The sequence below is a fragment of the Roseovarius sp. genome (genome assembly GCF_040219995.1).
In the GTDB taxonomy this organism is placed as follows: domain Bacteria; phylum Pseudomonadota; class Alphaproteobacteria; order Rhodobacterales; family Rhodobacteraceae; genus Roseovarius.
Genome location: NZ_JAVJUC010000042.1, coordinates 164997 through 181507 on the forward strand (window position 1 = coordinate 164997; position 16511 = coordinate 181507).

The following is a 16511-nucleotide window of genomic DNA, read 5'->3' on the forward strand; positions in this document are numbered from 1 at the left end:
TAGAGCAAAAGGGGGACACCGTGGCCAAGGATCGCGGACAGAGCGAAGACTATAGCGGCCCGCTGAAGCGTCTGCTTCTGGGCGTGGTGCTGCTGTGCCTGCTCGGTCTGTTCCTGCTCTGGCGCATCGACAGCCCGCGCGTGGAGCGTTTCCGCGCGCAGGTGGTGGACCGGGTCGTGCCATCCTTCGACTGGGCGATGGCCCCGGTGACGGGCGCGGTGAACATTGTGCGAGATTTCCAGAGCTATCAGCGCATGTATCAGCAAAACCAGGACCTGCGCCGCGAATTGCAGCAGATGAAGGCGTGGAAAGAGGCGGCGCTCCAGCTGGAACAGGAAAACGCGCGCCTGCTCGATCTCAACAACGTACAGCTTGATCCGCGGCTGACCTATGTCACCGGCGTGGTGATGGCCGATAGCGGATCTCCGTTCCGGCAATCGGTGCTGATCAACGTCGGCTCCCGCGACGGGATCATGGATGGCTGGGCCGCGATGGACGGTCTGGGTCTGGTCGGTCGGATCTCGGGCGTGGGGCGCAATACGGCGCGGGTGATCCTGCTCACCGATACGTCAAGCCGCATCCCCGTGACGCTCCAGCCCTCGGGGCAGCGCGCGCTGATCATCGGCGACAACTCCATCGCGCCTTTGGTGGATTTCATCGAAACCCCGGATCAGGTGCGCCCCGGCGACCGGGTGCTGACCTCGGGCGATGGCGGGGTCTTTCCCGCCGGTCTACTGGTCGGGCAACTGGCCGAGGATCCTGGCGGGCGCATGCGCGTGCGCATCGCCGCCGATTACGAGCGGCTGGAATTCCTGCGCGTGCTGCGCAGCTATGCAACCGAAGAGATCGAGACGCCCGGCGATCTCATTTCCCCCTCGTCCCTGCCCGATGCGCAACCGCTTGATCCCGCAATCGCGGCGGAGGCGAGCAATGGCTGATGCGGTGCTGCCACGGGTCTGGATGATGCGCGCGCTCTATCTTGGGCTCGGCGGGGTTTTGGTCTTCGTGCATCTGCTGCCGCTCGACATGATGCCGCCGGGCTGGGCCGGGCCGAACATCTTCCTGGCGCTGACCTTTGCCTGGGCGGTGCGGCGGCCCGATTACGTGCCGTTGCTGCTGGTGGCGCTCGTCGCGCTCGGGATGGACCTGCTATTGCAGCGCCCGCCGGGGCTCTGGGCCGCGATCACCGTGCTCGGGCTCGAGACGCTGCGCAACCGTGCCGCCTCGCTGCGCGATCTGACCTTCGCCGCCGAATGGGCCGCTGTCAGCAGTACGCTTGTCGTGATGACGCTGGCCTACCGGTTCATTCTGACGATCCTGATGGTCGATCAAGCCCCTCTGGGCCTCAGCCTGATGCAACTGGTTGCGACGCTTCTGGCCTACCCTCTGGTGGCGCTGCTGTCGCATGCACTCTTCGGTGTGCGCAAACGTGCGCCGGGTGACCTCGACACAGTGACGGGCCGCGCATGAGACGGCCCACCCGCGATACCGCCGAAAGCCAGCGTCGCATCACGCGGCGCGGGCTGGTCATTGGCGGGCTGCAGGCCGGGGTGATGACCGCCCTTGCCCTGCGCATGCGGCACCTGCAATTGGAACAGGCCGATCAGTTCCGCCTGTTGGCCGATGAGAACCGGATCAACATCCAGCTCTTGCCACCGGCGCGCGGACGCATCTTTGACCGCACCGGTCAGATCATCGCCGAGAATATCCCCAGCTACAGGATCACGATGGTCCGCGAACAGGCCGGCGACGTCGACGCGGTGATCGCACGGCTCGCCCGCCTCGTGGAACTGGACCCGGGCGAGTTGGAAAAGGCGCGGCGCGACCTGCGCGACCTGCGCGGCGACACGCCCGTCACTCTGGCCGACAGGGTCAGTTGGGAGGCGATCAGCCGGGTCGCCGTCAACGCCCCCGCCCTGCCCGGTGTCATGCCCGAGGTCGGCCTCTCGCGGCGCTACCCGCTGCGCGACGACTATGCCCATGTGGTGGGCTATGTCGGCGCGGTCAGCGACAAGGATCTCGAACGGATCGAGGCCCCCGAGGCACTCTTGCGCCTGCCCCGTTTCCAGATCGGCAAGATCGGGCTGGAGGCCAAGCGCGAGGATCTGCTGCGCGGCACCGCCGGCAGCCGCCGGGTCGAGGTAAACGCCGCCGGGCGCATCATGCGTGAACTGGACCGCCAGGAAGGCCAGCCCGGGGCCGATATCCAGATCACCCTCGACAACGAATTGCAGGGCTATACCCATGCCCGGCTCAAGGGCGAGAGCGCGGCAGCCGTGGTGCTCGACTGCGAGAGCGGCGACGTGCTGGTCAGCGCATCTTCGCCCAGCTACGATCCCAACCTTTTCGTGCGCGGTATTTCCGTCGCCAATTACCGCGCGCTGCTGGAAAACCCCTATCGTCCTCTGCCCAACAAGGCGGTGCAGGGGATTTACCCACCTGGCTCCACCTTCAAGATGGTCACCGCGCTCGCCGCATTGGAAGATGGGCAGATCGACATAAACGAGACGGTCTATTGCCCCGGGCACAAGGAAATCAGCGGCCGCCGCTTTCACTGCTGGAAACGCGGCGGCCATGGCAATGTCGATTTCCACCGCTCGCTGCGCGAAAGCTGTGACGTCTACTATTATGAACTGGCCCTGCGCACCGGGATCGAGAAAATTTCCGCGATGGCCGAACGCCTCGGGCTTGGCGTGCAGTTCGATCTGCCGATGACCTCGGTGGCGCAGGGGCTTGTTCCGACGCGGCAGTGGAAGCTGGCCAATCGCGGGCAGCCCTGGGTGGTGGGCGATAGCATCAACGCCTCGATCGGCCAGGGCTTCGTGCTGGCCTCGCCGATGCAACTGGCGGTTATGACGGCGCGGCTGGCCACCTCGCGGCAGATCACGCCCCGGCTGGTGAAATCCATCGACGGGGTCGAACAGCCCTCAGGCCGTGGCGAGGATCTGGGCCTCAACGAGAACAACCTGCGCGAGGTGCGGCGCGCCATGTATGCGGTCAGCAACAGCAATCGCGGCACCGCCTATCGCAGCCGCATCGTCGAGGACGCGATGCGCATGGCGGGCAAGACCGGCACCAGCCAGGTGCGCAACATCTCCTCGGGCGAGCGGGCGACCGGCGTGCTCAACAACAACGCCCTGCCGCGAACGCAGCGCGACCACGCCCTTTTCGTGGATTATGCCCCTTATGACGCGCCGAAATATGCGGTGGCGGTGATTGTCGAACATGGCGGCGGTGGCTCGACGGCGGCGGCACCCATTGCCCGCGACATCACGCTGCAGGCACTCTATGGCGGCGATCCCCCGCTCGAGGCCTACCCAACGGCCGACCGCCCCCGCATCCGCACGCAGCAAGAAGAACTCCGCCAGCAACGCCTGCGCCCCGAAGCCGATGAGAAAGATCGCGCATGAGCTATCTCGAACATACGGTCAAGACCACGCCAAGCGGGCCACGCAAGATCCTCTATCTGAACTGGCCCCTCGTGATACTTCTGGTGGCCGTGGCCTCGGTCGGGTTCCTGATGCTCTACTCGGTCGCGGGCGGCTCGCTCTCGACATGGGCGGAACCGCAGATGAAACGCTTTGCCCTCGGTCTCGTGGTCATGCTCATCGTGGCGATGGTGCCGATCTGGTTCTGGCGCAACGTGTCGCTGGTGGCGTATCTCGGCTCGCTCGCGCTTCTGATCGCGGTGGCGCTGGTCGGGATCGAGGGCAAGGGCGCGCAACGCTGGCTCGATCTCGGGGTGATGCGCCTGCAACCCTCGGAACTGATGAAGATCGCGCTGGTCATGGTGCTGGCGGCCTATTACGACTGGCTGCCGATGTCGCGCGTCTCACGGCCGATCTGGATACTGATCCCGGTGGCGCTGATCCTCACGCCGGTGGCGCTGGTGCTGCGCCAGCCCGACCTCGGCACCTCGATCCTGCTGCTGGCGGCGGGCGGCGTGATGATGTTCGTCGCAGGCGTGCACTGGATCTATTTCGCAACCGTGATCCTCGCCGCAGCCGGGCTGATCTTCACCGTCTTTCAAAGCCGCGGCACCGATTGGCAGATGCTGGAAAATTACCAGTTCCGTCGCATCGACACCTTTCTCAACCCCGAGACCGACCCGCTCGGCGCAGGCTATCACATCACTCAGTCCAAGATCGCCCTCGGCTCGGGTGGCTGGACCGGGCGCGGCTTCATGCAAGGGACCCAATCGCGGCTCAATTTCCTGCCTGAAAAGCACACCGATTTCATCTTCGTCACCCTGGCCGAGGAATTCGGCTTTATCGGCGCGGTCTCGATCCTTGGGCTTTACGCGCTGATCCTGATCTTCTGCATCGCCGCGGCGCTGGCCAACAAGGACCGTTTTTCCTCGCTCCTGATCCTTGGTATGGCGATGACGTTCTTTCTTTTTTTCGCGGTCAACATGGCGATGGTGACGGGGCTGATGCCGGTGGTCGGCGTGCCGCTTCCACTGGTCAGCTATGGCGGTTCCGCCATGCTGGTCCTGATGATCGGCTTCGGCTTGATCCAGAGCGCGAACATTCACAGACCAAGGTGACCCATGCCCGTCAACATCCTCTTCGCTGCCCGCGCCGCTCAATGGCGGATCTATGAAGCACCGCTGACCAAGGCGCTCTCGGAGCAGGGGATTGATGCAACCCTGTCCACCGACCTCGCACCCGAGAACGTGGATTACATCATCTATGCCCCGGACAGCACGGTGCAGGACTTCACCCCCTACACCCGCGCCAAGGCGGTGCTCAATCTCTGGGCCGGGGTCGAGAATATCGTCGGCAATCCGACATTGCGCATTCCCCTCGCGCGGATGGTCGATCACGGGCTGACGCAGGGCATGGTCGAATGGGTCACGGGCCACGTGCTGCGCCATCACCTGGGCATGGACCGGCACATCCTCGGGCAAGACGGCGAATGGCGCCCGGACGCGCCGCCGCTGGCCAGCGACCGCCGCGTCACCGTGCTGGGTCTGGGTGCCTTGGGAGAGGCCTGCGCGCGGATGCTGGTGCGCCTCGGCTTTGCCGTCACCGGCTGGAGCAGGCGGCCCAAGGACATCCCCGGCGTCAGCTGCCTGTCGGGCGATGCCGGGCTGCACGCGGCGCTCAAGGCCGCCGATATCCTCGTACTTCTACTGCCGCTGACCGATGAGACCGAAAACCTGCTGAACGCCGACACCCTCGCGCGCCTGCCCGAGGGCGCGGTGATCGTGAACCCCGGGCGCGGTCCGCTGATCGACGATGACGCGCTGCTTGCCGCGCTGGACCGGGGCCATGTCGCCCATGCCACGCTCGATGTCTTCCGGGTGGAGCCGCTGCCCGCCGATCACCCGTTCTGGGCGCATCCCAAGGTCACCGTCACCCCGCATATCGCCTCGGAAACCCGCCCCGAAACCGCAGCGCAGGTGATCGCCGAGAATGTCCGCCGGGGCGAGAGCGGCGAGCCGTTCCTGCATCTCGTGGACCGCGAAAGCGGCTACTGAGGCGCACACCAACTACCTCAGAATCGGCGGTTTATCTGGATCCGAGCCGGGGGCGACCCGCGGTGCCACGTCCGGCGGTTCCGGCAGGTCGAACCGCAGCCCGCAGCGTGCCAACCGCGCCGCCGCCGGGTCGGAGGCGTCAAAGAACGCCACGTCGAGCGACGCCGCCTCCAGACCCGAAAAGACCAGCACCTCCGACACCGCCCGCGCCAATGCGCCTTGCGCCTCAGGCACGGCCCCGACAAAGCCCAGCATATGCCCGCGCGCGCCACTCTCATAGGTCACGCCCACCAGATAGGCCATGCGTGCCTGCCCCGTCATGCTCGCCAGCCGCGCGTCGAGCGCGGTCAGCATCGCCTCTGGCAATCGCTTGGGCGCGCTGAACTCCTGCGCCCGCGCCTCGACCTCCGAGGGCCCCTCCGACAGCGTCTCGGCCAGCCAGTCCACCGCCTCGGGCGGCAGCAGGATCGCCGAGGGCGCGACGTCGAGATTGAGGCCAAGCCCCACACCCTGCCCCGCCAGCATGGCGGCGATGCTGCGCCCGCTCAGCGCGGCATAGGGCACCGGGCGACCTGCAAAAAGCGCGAGCCGGTCCTCGCGGTCGAACACAAGGACAAAGGAATTCTCTGGCAATTCAAACACTTCGGGATCGAGCACCTCGCCCTCCGGCTCGGATTTCAGAAGCAGGCAAAGCTCGCTCGCGGCCAGTGTCTCGTAGAACCGCAGGCGCGCGCCCGCATCCTCGGGGGCCGCCTCCATCGCGGCATGGGCTGCATCAAGACGGGTCGCATCAGTCATGGAGAACCTTCTGAACTTGCGCGCGCAATTCGGGCAGCACCTCAGCCTCGAACCACGGATTTTTCTTCAGCCAAGCGGTATTGCGCCATGACGGATGCGGCAAGGCGAAAAGCCGCGGTGCATGGTCGCGCCAGGCCTTCACGGTTTCGGTCACGCCGGTCTTGACGCCTAAGTGGTATTTCTGGGCATAACCGCCCACGACCACGGTCAGTTCCACCTTTTCAAGCGCTTGCATGACCCGGTCATGCCAGGTGCGGCCACAGATGCGCGGCGGCGGCAGATCCGACCCCTTGGCGTCATAGCCCGGAAAGCAGAACGCCATCGGCACGATGGCGACGCGCGATGTGTCGTAGAACTCGGCCGCGCTCAGCCCCAGCCAGTCGCGCAACCGGTCGCCCGAGGGATCATCGAACGGCTCGCCCGAGTGATGCACCCGCATCCCCGGCGCCTGTCCGGCGATCAGCATCCGCGCGGAGGGTTGAAACCACACCACCGGGCGCGGTTCGTGGGCGGTGTGGGTGGCGGCGAACTGCTCTGCGCAAAGCCGGCAGGCGCGGATATCGGCGACAAGATCGCTCACGCAAACACCACGCCCGCCTCCCGCATGCCCGCAAGCGCCGTGGCGAGCGAGCCGTCGAGATCGATGCCGCGCACCAGATCCTGCCGCACCGTCACCCGGTAGCCGAGCCGCGCCGCATCCACCGCCGAGAAATTCACGCAGAAATCGGTGGCCAGCCCCACCATGGTCAGATCGTCGATGCCGCGCGTCTGCAGATAGCCATGCAGCCCGGTGGGGGTGGTGTGGTCATTCTCGAAGAACGCCGAATAGCTGTCGATTGCAGGATTATACCCCTTGCGGATGATCAGATCGGCCCGATCGGTATCAAGCCCCTCGTGAAACGCGGCCCCTTGGCTGCCCTGCACGCAATGATCCGGCCAGAGCACCTGCGGCCCGTAGGGCATGTCCACCATATCAAAGGGGGCCTTCCCGTCATGTGACGACGCGAAAGAGGAATGCCCCGCCGGGTGCCAGTCCTGCGTCAGGATCACCGCCGGAAACTGCGCCATCAGCGCGTTGATGCCGGGCACGATACTGTCACCTTCGGGCACGGCAAGCGCGCCGCCGGGGCAGAAATCATACTGCATGTCGATCACGATCAGGGCGGATGTCATGGGCGGGCCTCCTTTGCCCAATAGGGGTAGGTGCGCGGATGCCGCGCGTCAATGGCAGGCCCTTCTCAAGAGCGATGCCGTTGTTGCCTGATCCCCCGCCCCATGGCACTCTGCCAACACGCGAATTTTCAAGAGATACTTAATAAGGGAGAAATTTGATGATGAGGATCGTAACGCTCTGCCTGTCGGCCTGCATGTTGGCGGTGCCCGCCGCCGCGCAGCAGTTCATGGGCGAATATTTCACCAGCATCCAAGCCGAAGACATGCGCAATTCGCGCGGCCAGCCGCTAAGCGATTTCTGCGCCATCGTGCAGCAGGATCGGGCAAATTATCACCGCTTCGGGGTGCGACATCAGGGCGATCAGGGCGATCCGTTCTTTGGCTCGCGCGAGATGCGGGCGCGCATTGCCGGGTCCTGCCACCTCATGTCCGGATCGGAATATGTGGCGGAGTGGGTGCTCACCGGCAGACCCCGATATATCTGGGTGCGGATTTTCGGAGTGAACGGGGTGCCAACAGCCTTGTGGATATCCGAAGGCGCAGGATAGGCGGAACCAGAAGGCCCTGCCCTCTTGCGAGTTGGCTACAGGGGGCGTAAATCGCGCGCCATGTACAGGATTGCCGCACTCTACCACTTCACCCGGTTTGATGACCCCGCCGCCCTTCAACGCCCGCTTCAGGCGCTCTGCGAGGCCGAGCGCATCAGCGGCTCGCTGCTTCTGGCGCGCGAGGGGATCAATGGCACGATTGCCGGGCCGCAGGCGGGCATCGCAAGGGTTCTGGCGCATATCCGCGCCCTGCCCGGCTGCGCGGATCTGGAGTGGAAGGACAGCCAGAGCGCCGAGCAGCCGTTTCGCCGGATGAAGGTGCGGCTCAAGAAAGAGATCGTCACCATGGGCCAGCCCGATGTCGATCCGCGCGCCAGCGTGGGGCATTATGTCGAGCCCTCTGAGTGGAATTCCCTGATCCAGAGCCCCGATGTCGCGGTGATCGACACCCGCAACGATTACGAAGTGGCGATCGGCACGTTCGAGGGCGCGGTCGATCCCGAAACCCTCACCTTTCGCGACTTCCCGGCGTGGTGGGAGGCAAACAAGCACCGTTTCCACAACAAACGGATCGCGATGTTCTGCACCGGCGGCATCCGCTGTGAGAAATCCACCAATTACCTTTTGGGGCAAGGGGTGGAGGAAGTCTATCACCTCAAGGGCGGTATCCTGAAGTATCTCGAAGAGGTGCCCGAAGATCAAAGCACATGGCAGGGCGAGTGTTTCGTCTTTGACGGCCGGGTCTCGGTGGGCCACGGGCTGCGGACAGGCCCGCACCGTCTCTGCCATGCCTGCCGCCGCCCGATCCTGCCCGAGGACATGGGCCACCCCGACTATGAGGAGGGTGTGTCCTGCCATCTCTGCGCGCAGGAAACATCGGAGGCCGACAAGGCGCGGTTTCGCGAGCGCCAGAAACAGATGGCATTGGCCGAGGCGCGCGGTGAACGGCATATCAAGATCGTTCACGAAGAGTGACCTGATTTGAGTATTTGGACCATAAAGAAACGGGATCGGCTTCTTTATGGCAAAAATACTCATATAACGCCGCTCAGGCCGGCACCGCGTTCCGCGGTCTGGTGCGCAGCAGGATCAGCACCATGATCCCGATATTGAGGCCATTCCACGCGATGCCATTCAGGAAGGCCATGTGATAGCTGCCGGTCACGTCATAGATCCAGCCCGACATCCAGCCGCCCAGGGCCATCCCGACGATGGTGGTCATCAGCACGAAGCCGACGCGGCGCCCGGCCTCGGCGCTGGGCATGTATTCGCGCACGATCACCGCATAGCTGGGCACGATGCCGCCCTGCGCGAGGCCAAAGACGAGGCTGACGATATAGAGCGAGGTCAGCCCGTCCGACGGCAGGTAGAGCATCAGCGCCAAGCCTTGCAGCGCCGAGCCGATGAGCAGGGTGCGCACCCCGCCCAGCCGATCCGCCAGCAGGCCCGACACCAGCCGCGAGCCGACCCCGCCCAGAAGCATCAGCGACAGCATCTGCGAGCCGACGGCGGGCCCGTAGCCTAGATCGACGCAGTAGCTGACGATATGGACCTGCGGCATCGACATCGCCACGCAGCACCCCACCCCCGCAATCCCCAGCAGGATCGCGAGCATGCGCGGCGAGAGGCCGGTGCTGCCCGCGCGCGCCGCCGACAGGCTGTCGGCATGGGCGCGGGCCGCCAGTGGCACACGGCGGCGCAGGAAGAGCGCCAGCGGAATGACCGTGGCCAGCGTCACCACGGCGAGCACCAGATAGACCGCGCGCCAGCCCTGCCCGGCGAGAATCCCCGCCAGGATCACCGGCCAGATCGCCCCCGAGAGGTAGTTGCCGCTTGCCGTGATTGCCACGGCGATGCCGCGCCGCTTCAGAAACCACAGCGAGATATCGGCAATGAGCGGCCCGAAACTGGCCGCCGTGCCGAAGCCGATGAGCAGTTGCAGCCCCGACAGCACCAGCACCGACGGGCTGAGCGCCGCCGCCCCCGTGGCCGCCGCAATCAGCAGCGCCGCGCCAATCAGCGCCGTGGTCACCCCGAACCGGTCAACCACCCGCCCGATCGCCATGTTGCCGAAGGCAAAGCCCACCATGGTCAGCGTATAGGGCAAGGAGGCCGCCGCCCGGTCGACCCCGAATTCGGCCTGAATCGCGGGCATCACCACGATGATCGACCACATGCCGACATTGCCGACCATCGCGATGGCCAGCGAAATGGCAAGCCGCGTCCAGGAATAGCGGCTGTCGAGAAGGGCGATATCGGCGTTCATGGCGGCGACGTTAGGCGCGCCCGCGCCGAGTTGCCAGTGCCAAAAACGTGAGCCGGATCAGTCCACCTGAAAGACCTTGTCGCGCGCGGTGTGGCCCCGGATGAGGGTCAGCCGCGATTTTGCAATTCCAAGCGCCTTGGCCAGCAGTTTCTGCACCGCTGCGTTGGCCTTGCCATCCTCGGGCACGGTGGTGACGTAGACCCGCAGCGTATCGCCCTCGGCGAGGATACGGTCGCGCGAGGCCTTCGGTGTCACGCGCAGCGCGATCTGAGTGCCAGCATGGGCCAGGTGGCGGAGGTCGGGATAATCCATGTGCACCCCGATAGCGCCACGCGCCGGGCGACCCAAGCGGTTTTCGACGGGTTTCGACTTGACCCCGGAGGCGCGCTTGCCGACATGTGGGGCGAACCGATCTGAAAGGCTGCCCATGCCCACGCCCAACCCCGCCGCGCTCGACTTTCTGCAAATCCGCCGATCGCGGCCCGCCAAGACGCTCGGCCTGCCAGTGCCGGACCGGGACACGCTGCGCCCGCTTTTGCGGGCCGCGCTGCGGGTGCCCGATCACGGCAAGCTGGAGCCGTGGCGGCTGATCGTGCTGGAGCGCGCCGCGCTCTTGCGGCTGGCCGGTCTCGTGCCCGAGGTGGGCGCGCGCCTGGGCAAGTCGCCCGAGGATATCGCCAAGGGGCAGGCGCAGTTTGCCGATGCGCATCTCGCCGTAGCCGTGATCGAGAGCCCGAAGGCCTCGGACAAGATCCCCGCGCTCGAGCAGACCTATTCGGCGGGCTGCGTCTGCCTCGGGCTGCTGAATGCCGCGCTCGCCGCCGGTTGGGGCGCGAACTGGCTCAGCGGATGGGCAAGCCATGACCGGGGCTTTGCCACCACGGCACTGGGGCTCGCGCCGCATGAGCGGATCGCGGGGTTCATCCATATCGGCACCGAGACGAGCGCGCCCCCCGAACGCCCGCGCCCCGATCTAGACGCGGTCACCGAGTGGATGCCGGAATGATTTTTTCGAGCTTCTTCAAGGCCATGGGCCAGATCGGCGATCCGCGGTTCCGCAAGGTGCTGCTGCTTGGCGTGGGGCTCACGCTGGCGCTCTTGATCGTCGCCTATTCCGGGGTGCTGTGGCTGGTGCAATCGGCCGTCGGCGACAGCACCACGCTGCCGCTGATCGGCGAGGTGACATGGCTGGGCGATCTGCTCGGCGGCGCGTCATTGTTGCTGATGTTCGTGCTGTCGGTCTTTCTGATGGTGCCCGTCGCCTCGGCGATCACCTCGATGTTTCTGGATGTCGTGGCGCAGGCGGTGGAGGACAAGCATTACCCCACCCTGCCGCCTGCGGTTAACATCCCCTTCGGCGAGGCGCTGCGCGATACGATCAACTTTCTCGGCGTGATCATCGGGGCCAACACGCTGGCGCTCATTCTCTACGCGATCTTCGCGCCGTTCGCGCCGTTCATCTTCTGGGCGCTGAACGGCTATCTGCTGGGGATGGAATATTTCACGCTGGTGGCGATCCGCCGGGTCGGGCGGATCCAAGCCAAGGCGCTGCGCCGCCGCCACCGGATGACGATCTGGCTGGCGGGGGTGCTGATGGCGCTGCCGCTATCGCTACCGCTGGTCAACCTGCTGATCCCGATCATGGGCGCCGCGACCTTCACCCATATCTACCACGCTATTCTGACGCGGAGCCCGGCCCGATCCGGTTGAACATGTCGATATCCTCAAGCGTGATCACGCCGGAAATGATCGTGCCGCCGATGATGATCCAGAGCACGAAGGCGATGCCGGTGGTGATCCAGGCCTTTTTTTTCAGGTGGTGATGCTCGGGCGATCCGGCATGGGTGCCGGGCACGATCTTGCCTACATCCCCTTGCGTCTGGATGCGGATCGGCAGCACGATGAAAAAGGTCATGAACCAGATCACCGCGAGCAGCACGAGAGCCGAGGTGATACCCATCAGACCTGCTCCAATTCCACGAGGCACCCCTGGAAATCCTTGGGGTGCAGGAACAGCACCGGCTTGCCATGCGCGCCGATCTTGGGCTCGCCGCTACCCAGAACCCGCGCGCCGGTTTCCTTGAGATGGTCACGCGCGGCGATGATGTCATCTACCTCATAGCAGACATGGTGAATGCCGCCCGAGGGGTTCTTTTCCAGAAAGCCGTTGATCGGGCTGTCCTCACCCAAGGGGTAGAGCAGTTCGATCTTGGTGTTGGGCAGTTCGATGAACACGACCGTGACGCCGTGATCGGGCTCGTCCTGCGGCGCGCCGACCTTGGCGCCAAGCGCGCTGCGATACTGGTCAGCGGCGGCGGTGAGGTCCGGCACGGCGATGGCCACATGATTGAGGCGTCCGATCATGGCGTGATCCTTTCGTCTGGTTTGCGGCTGTTATGGGGATGTTGGCCGCCCCTGACAAGCGACAGAGGGACGCAAGCCGCGCATTAACGTCGTGTTCACCTAACGCGGGCCATGCTGAAAGCCGTCAATGCAAGAAGGACCAGCCCGATGAGCGATCTTGACAGCCTCGCCCCGCACCGTGCCGTCAGTGCGCAGCGCCCACTACTGGGTATGACCGTTCTGGCCGTCGAAGACAGCCGCTATGCCTCCGAGGCGCTGCGCCTGATGTGCCTGCGCAGTGGCGCGCGCATCCGACGGGCCGATTGCCTCGCCTCGGCGCGGCGTCACCTGTCGGTCTATCGCCCCTCGGTGGTGATCGTCGATCCCGGGCTGCCGGACGGGTCGGGCATCGACCTGATCGCGGAATTGGCGCGCGCGGTGCCGCGCGTCGGCGTGATCCTTGCCAGCAGCGGCGATCCCGGCACCGGGCCTGCGGCCATGGCGGCAGGGGCCGACGGTTTCCTCGCCAAAGCGGCGCTGAGCCTCGGGCGGTTCCAGCAGGAGATGCTGCGCCACCTGCCGCGCGACCGATGCCCTGTCGGGCCCTACGCGCTGAGCGAAGAGGTGATCGCGCCCGATCCGCTGGCCTATCGCGACGATCTGGAGCATGTGCGCAGCCTGCTGGAGGACATGCCCGAACGCGCGACCCAAACCTATGTCACGCAATTTCTGCTGGGTGTGGCGCGGGCGGCGGGGGATGATGTGCTGGCAGAGGCGGCGGCGGGCCTGAGCGGGTTTGGCTCAGAGGCCGGTATCGCCCGCGTCCTGTCCCTGATCGAGACACGACTGGCGGCTCGGGTAGCGCTCTGAGCAGGGGGCCTTGCGATTTCGGAGGTGTTGGCCTCGAGAGGACCTTTGGTGTTAACGAGATGAGCCGCGCAGTGCCCGACCGCCGGGTGGGCGCAGCAACCGTGGTGGACCGCACTTTATGCCAGCCAAACACCTCCGCGTTTTCAATGGCTTGAAACGTTGCAAAAGCGCCCGCCCGAGGGGGCGGTCGGGCGCGGCGCGGCGGTGCCAGCGGCACCTTTATTACGCGCATTGGTCCTAGATGTGAAAGGCAGCACAAGGCCATACCCACCCATCACTATGTCACCCAAGCCGCGCATTCTCACCGGCAAACTCACCCTCGTCAGCCGCCGTTCTGCGCCGGGTCCGAGGCCACGCGCACCAATCCTGTCAGTGCACCAAGACGCTCTCTCTGCCGACCGTCCGCATCAAAATTCGCGGGATCCAGCCAAAACCCGAACGCCTCTTTCAGCGCGGGCCACTCAGTGTCGATGGCGGCGAACCACGCGGTGTCCCGGTTTCGTCCCTTGACCACCGTGGCTTGCCGGAAGGTACCCTCGTAGCTCAGCCCCAACCGCTGCGCCGCGCGGCGCGAGGGCATGTTGAGCGCGTCGCATTTCCATTCGAACCGGCGATAGCCCGCGCCAAAGGCCCAATCCATCATCAGGTAAATCGCCTCGGTCGCGGCCCGGGTGCGCTGCAACGCCGGCGCAAGGTTGATATGGCCCGCCTCAATGCTGCCCGCCTCTGGTTTGATCCGCAAATAGCTGGCCACGCCGCCGACCTGTCCGGCATCGAGATCGGTGATCGCGTAGAACAGCGGGGCGTCACCCGCCGCCGCCTCACGCGCCCAACGGTGGTATTGCGAGGCCGAGGAAAACGGCCCGTACGGCATGTAATCCCAGAGCGACGCATCGCCGCTCATCAAGCGGTGCAGATCACCCGCGTGCCGGTCCGCATCCAGCCGGTCGAGCCGCGCATAACGCCCGACCAGCGGCGCGCCGTCCGGGGCGGGCGGGGGCCGCCAATCCACCAGTTCGGGACCAAGGGGGCGGCTCTGATCCATCAGCGCGGTCAGTCCTGCGGGATGACACGCAGCCCCAGTTCCATCAGCTGATCGCTGGTCGGATCCGAGGGGGCGTTCATCATCAGGTCTTCGGCGCGCTGGTTCATCGGGAACATGATGACTTCGCGGATGTTCGACGTACCCGCCAGCAGCATCACGATCCGGTCGATGCCCGCCGCACAGCCGCCATGCGGCGGCGCACCGAACTGGAACGCATTGACCATGCCGCCAAAGCGCTTGCGCACCTCGTCCTCGCCATAGCCCGCCAGTTCGAACGCCTTGAACATGATCTCGGGCTTGTGGTTCCGAATGGCGCCCGAAACCAGCTCATAACCGTTGCAGGCAAGGTCATACTGGTAACCGAGCACGTCCAGCGGGTTGCCGTTCAGGGCCTCCATCCCACCCTGCGGCATCGAGAACGGGTTGTGGCTGAAATCGACCTTACCGGTCTCTTCATCCGCCTCGTACATAGGGAAATCGACGATCCAGGCAAAGGCAAAGCGGTTCTTCTCAGTGAGGCCCAACTCCTCGCCGATCACATCGCGCGCCTTGCCCGCCACCCGCTCGAACGCCTGCGGCTTGCCACCCAGGAAAAACGCTGCATCGCCCACGCCAAGGCCAAGCTGCTGACGGATCGCCTCGGTCCGCTCAGGCCCGATATTCTTGGCCAGCGGGCCGGCGGCTTCCATGCCGTCGCCCTGATCGCGCCAGAAGATATACCCCATACCCGGCAGCCCCTCTTTCTGGGCAAAGGCGTTCATGCGGTCGCAGAACTTGCGGCTGCCGCCGGTGGGGGCGGGAATGGCGCGGATCTGCGTGCCATCCTGCTCCAGCAGCTTGGCGAAAATGGCAAAGCCCGAGCCCCGGAAATGCTCGGACACGTCCTGCATCTTGATCGGGTTGCGCAGGTCGGGCTTGTCGGTGCCATACCACAGCGCGGCGTCGCGATAGCTGATCTGCGGCCAGACCTTGTCAACCGTGGCCCCCTCACCGAACTCCTCGAACACGCCCTGAATGACCGGCTGAATCGTGTCGAACACGTCCTGCTGCTCGACAAAGCTCATCTCGAGGTCAAGCTGGTAGAAATCGGTGGGCGAGCGGTCGGCGCGCGGGTCCTCATCGCGAAAACAGGGCGCGATCTGGAAATACTTGTCAAAGCCCGAGACCATGATCAACTGCTTGAACTGCTGCGGGGCCTGCGGCAGGGCGTAGAACTTGCCCGGGTGCAGGCGCGACGGCACCAGAAAATCGCGCGCGCCCTCAGGCGAGGAAGCCGTGATGATCGGCGTCTGAAACTCGCGAAAGTCCTGATCCCACATCCGGCGGCGCATCGCGGCCACCACGTCCGAGCGCAGGGCCATGTTGTGCTGCATCGCCTCGCGGCGCAGGTCGAGGTAGCGGTAGCGCAGGCGCGTCTCCTCGGGATATTCCTGCTCGCCGAAGACCTGCAACGGCAATTCCGCGGCAGCCCCGAGGATTTCCATATCACGGATGAAAACCTCAATCTCACCGGTCGGGATCTTGGGGTTCACCAGACCTTCGTCACGCGCCTTCACCGTGCCGTCGATTCGGATGCAGAATTCGCTGCGCAGCTTTTCCACCTCGGCGAAGACCGGGCTGTCGGGGTCACACAGCACCTGCGTCACGCCATAGTGATCGCGCAGGTCGATGAACAGAACCCCGCCGTGATCGCGGATGCGATGCACCCAGCCTGCAAGGCGAACGGTCTCGCCGACATTGGTCTTGGTCAAATCCGCGCAGGAATGGCTGCGATAGCTGTGCATGATATCCTCTCCGAGCCCGGTCGCGGGCCTGTCTCTTGGGTCCGGGCCGATACACCTTGGCGGGGCGGCAAAGTCAAGGGCGGGCCGGGGCACTGCCGGGCAAAACCGTTTACAGAACAGGGGAATTGCGCAAAAATACCTTTCACTCGAGCAGGCTGCCCGGAACAAACGGGCACAGGGAGAAGTTTGGTACGCCGTAAGG

Annotated in this window: 19 protein-coding genes; 10 read left to right on the plus strand and 9 right to left on the minus strand. The window is 65.2% G+C overall.

Annotation, left to right across the window (positions count from 1 at the left end; translation table 11 throughout):
* Positions 1 to 20: 20 nt before the first annotated feature.
* Genes mreC through RID11_RS18775 form a run of 5 tightly spaced genes read left to right on the plus strand, consistent with a single transcriptional unit; the run spans position 21 to position 5482 of the window.
* On the plus strand, positions 21 to 938 hold the full coding sequence (gene mreC / locus RID11_RS18755; protein WP_350141797.1) for a rod shape-determining protein MreC: 918 nt from the start codon (positions 21 to 23) through the stop codon (positions 936 to 938).
* Entirely contained in the window at positions 931 to 1470 is a 540-nt protein-coding gene (locus tag RID11_RS18760; RefSeq protein WP_350141798.1) for a rod shape-determining protein MreD, read from the plus strand. The genes mreC and RID11_RS18760 overlap by 8 nt, the downstream gene beginning before the upstream one ends.
* Positions 1467 to 3410 carry a penicillin-binding protein 2 gene (mrdA, locus tag RID11_RS18765; RefSeq protein WP_350141799.1) on the plus strand — a complete coding sequence of 648 codons (1944 nt, stop codon included), beginning with the start codon at positions 1467 to 1469 and terminating at the stop codon, positions 3408 to 3410. Before RID11_RS18760 ends, mrdA begins: the two co-directional genes overlap by 4 nt.
* A complete protein-coding gene (gene rodA, locus RID11_RS18770; protein ID WP_350141800.1) occupies positions 3407 to 4546 on the plus strand; it encodes a rod shape-determining protein RodA in 1140 nt (379 codons plus the stop codon). Before mrdA ends, rodA begins: the two co-directional genes overlap by 4 nt.
* Positions 4547 to 4549: 3 nt before the next feature.
* On the plus strand, positions 4550 to 5482 hold the full coding sequence (locus RID11_RS18775) for a 2-hydroxyacid dehydrogenase (protein WP_350141802.1): 933 nt from the start codon (positions 4550 to 4552) through the stop codon (positions 5480 to 5482).
* 12 nt (positions 5483 to 5494) lie between these two features.
* Here the strand turns inward: RID11_RS18775 and RID11_RS18780 are convergent, their stop codons facing one another.
* The 3 genes from RID11_RS18780 to pncA are packed head-to-tail and all read right to left on the minus strand — an operon-like array spanning position 5495 to position 7453.
* Positions 5495 to 6280 (minus strand): SseB family protein, encoded by a 786-nt coding sequence (locus RID11_RS18780; RefSeq protein ID WP_350141803.1) that lies wholly within the window; start codon positions 6278 to 6280, stop codon positions 5495 to 5497.
* On the minus strand, positions 6273 to 6860 hold the full coding sequence (locus RID11_RS18785) for a uracil-DNA glycosylase family protein (RefSeq protein WP_350141804.1): 588 nt from the start codon (positions 6858 to 6860) through the stop codon (positions 6273 to 6275). Before RID11_RS18785 ends, RID11_RS18780 begins: the two co-directional genes overlap by 8 nt.
* Positions 6857 to 7453, minus strand: a complete 597-nt coding sequence (gene pncA, locus RID11_RS18790; RefSeq protein ID WP_350141805.1) for a bifunctional nicotinamidase/pyrazinamidase — start codon at positions 7451 to 7453, stop codon at positions 6857 to 6859. The genes RID11_RS18785 and pncA overlap by 4 nt, the downstream gene beginning before the upstream one ends.
* A 158-nt stretch (positions 7454 to 7611) precedes the next feature.
* On the opposite strand from pncA, the gene RID11_RS18795 reads away from it, so the two are divergent.
* Both RID11_RS18795 and trhO read left to right on the plus strand, forming a co-directional pair.
* The gene (locus RID11_RS18795) at positions 7612 to 8001 is read left to right on the plus strand and encodes a hypothetical protein (RefSeq protein WP_350141806.1); all 390 of its coding nucleotides are present in this window, start codon (positions 7612 to 7614) and stop codon (positions 7999 to 8001) included.
* 60 nt (positions 8002 to 8061) lie between these two features.
* The gene (gene trhO / locus RID11_RS18800; RefSeq protein ID WP_350141807.1) at positions 8062 to 8976 is read left to right on the plus strand and encodes an oxygen-dependent tRNA uridine(34) hydroxylase TrhO; all 915 of its coding nucleotides are present in this window, start codon (positions 8062 to 8064) and stop codon (positions 8974 to 8976) included.
* A gap of 73 nt (positions 8977 to 9049) precedes the next feature.
* On the opposite strand, the gene RID11_RS18805 is transcribed toward trhO, so the two are convergent.
* Both RID11_RS18805 and RID11_RS18810 read right to left on the minus strand, forming a co-directional pair.
* Positions 9050 to 10267 (minus strand): MFS transporter, encoded by a 1218-nt coding sequence (locus RID11_RS18805; protein WP_350141808.1) that lies wholly within the window; start codon positions 10265 to 10267, stop codon positions 9050 to 9052.
* Positions 10268 to 10324: 57 nt separating this feature from the next.
* Positions 10325 to 10579, minus strand: coding sequence for a DUF167 domain-containing protein (locus tag RID11_RS18810; RefSeq protein ID WP_350141865.1), 255 nt, complete (start codon positions 10577 to 10579; stop codon positions 10325 to 10327).
* A gap of 115 nt (positions 10580 to 10694) precedes the next feature.
* On the opposite strand from RID11_RS18810, the gene RID11_RS18815 reads away from it, so the two are divergent.
* Positions 10695 to 11273, plus strand: coding sequence for a nitroreductase family protein (locus tag RID11_RS18815; protein WP_350141809.1), 579 nt, complete (start codon positions 10695 to 10697; stop codon positions 11271 to 11273).
* A complete protein-coding gene (locus RID11_RS18820) occupies positions 11270 to 11977 on the plus strand; it encodes an EI24 domain-containing protein (protein ID WP_350141810.1) in 708 nt (235 codons plus the stop codon). The genes RID11_RS18815 and RID11_RS18820 overlap by 4 nt, the downstream gene beginning before the upstream one ends.
* On the opposite strand, the gene RID11_RS18825 is transcribed toward RID11_RS18820, so the two are convergent.
* Together RID11_RS18825 and mce are read right to left on the minus strand one after the other, a co-directional pair.
* Positions 11943 to 12227: a DUF1467 family protein gene (locus tag RID11_RS18825; protein WP_350141811.1), complete on the minus strand. Its 285-nt coding sequence runs from the start codon at positions 12225 to 12227 to the stop codon at positions 11943 to 11945. The two genes, RID11_RS18820 and RID11_RS18825, sit on opposite strands and share 35 nt — an antisense overlap.
* Positions 12227 to 12631: a methylmalonyl-CoA epimerase gene (mce, locus tag RID11_RS18830; protein ID WP_350141812.1), complete on the minus strand. Its 405-nt coding sequence runs from the start codon at positions 12629 to 12631 to the stop codon at positions 12227 to 12229. The genes RID11_RS18825 and mce overlap by 1 nt, the downstream gene beginning before the upstream one ends.
* A 147-nt stretch (positions 12632 to 12778) precedes the next feature.
* Between mce and RID11_RS18835 the strand changes: the two genes are divergently transcribed.
* Positions 12779 to 13480 (plus strand): response regulator, encoded by a 702-nt coding sequence (locus RID11_RS18835; protein ID WP_350141813.1) that lies wholly within the window; start codon positions 12779 to 12781, stop codon positions 13478 to 13480.
* Positions 13481 to 13802: 322 nt separating this feature from the next.
* On the opposite strand, the gene RID11_RS18840 is transcribed toward RID11_RS18835, so the two are convergent.
* A complete protein-coding gene (locus RID11_RS18840; RefSeq protein WP_350141814.1) occupies positions 13803 to 14525 on the minus strand; it encodes a GNAT family N-acetyltransferase in 723 nt (240 codons plus the stop codon).
* Positions 14526 to 14533: 8 nt separating this feature from the next.
* Positions 14534 to 16309 (minus strand): aspartate--tRNA ligase, encoded by a 1776-nt coding sequence (gene aspS / locus RID11_RS18845; RefSeq protein ID WP_350141815.1) that lies wholly within the window; start codon positions 16307 to 16309, stop codon positions 14534 to 14536.
* Positions 16310 to 16511: the final 202 nt, after the last annotated feature.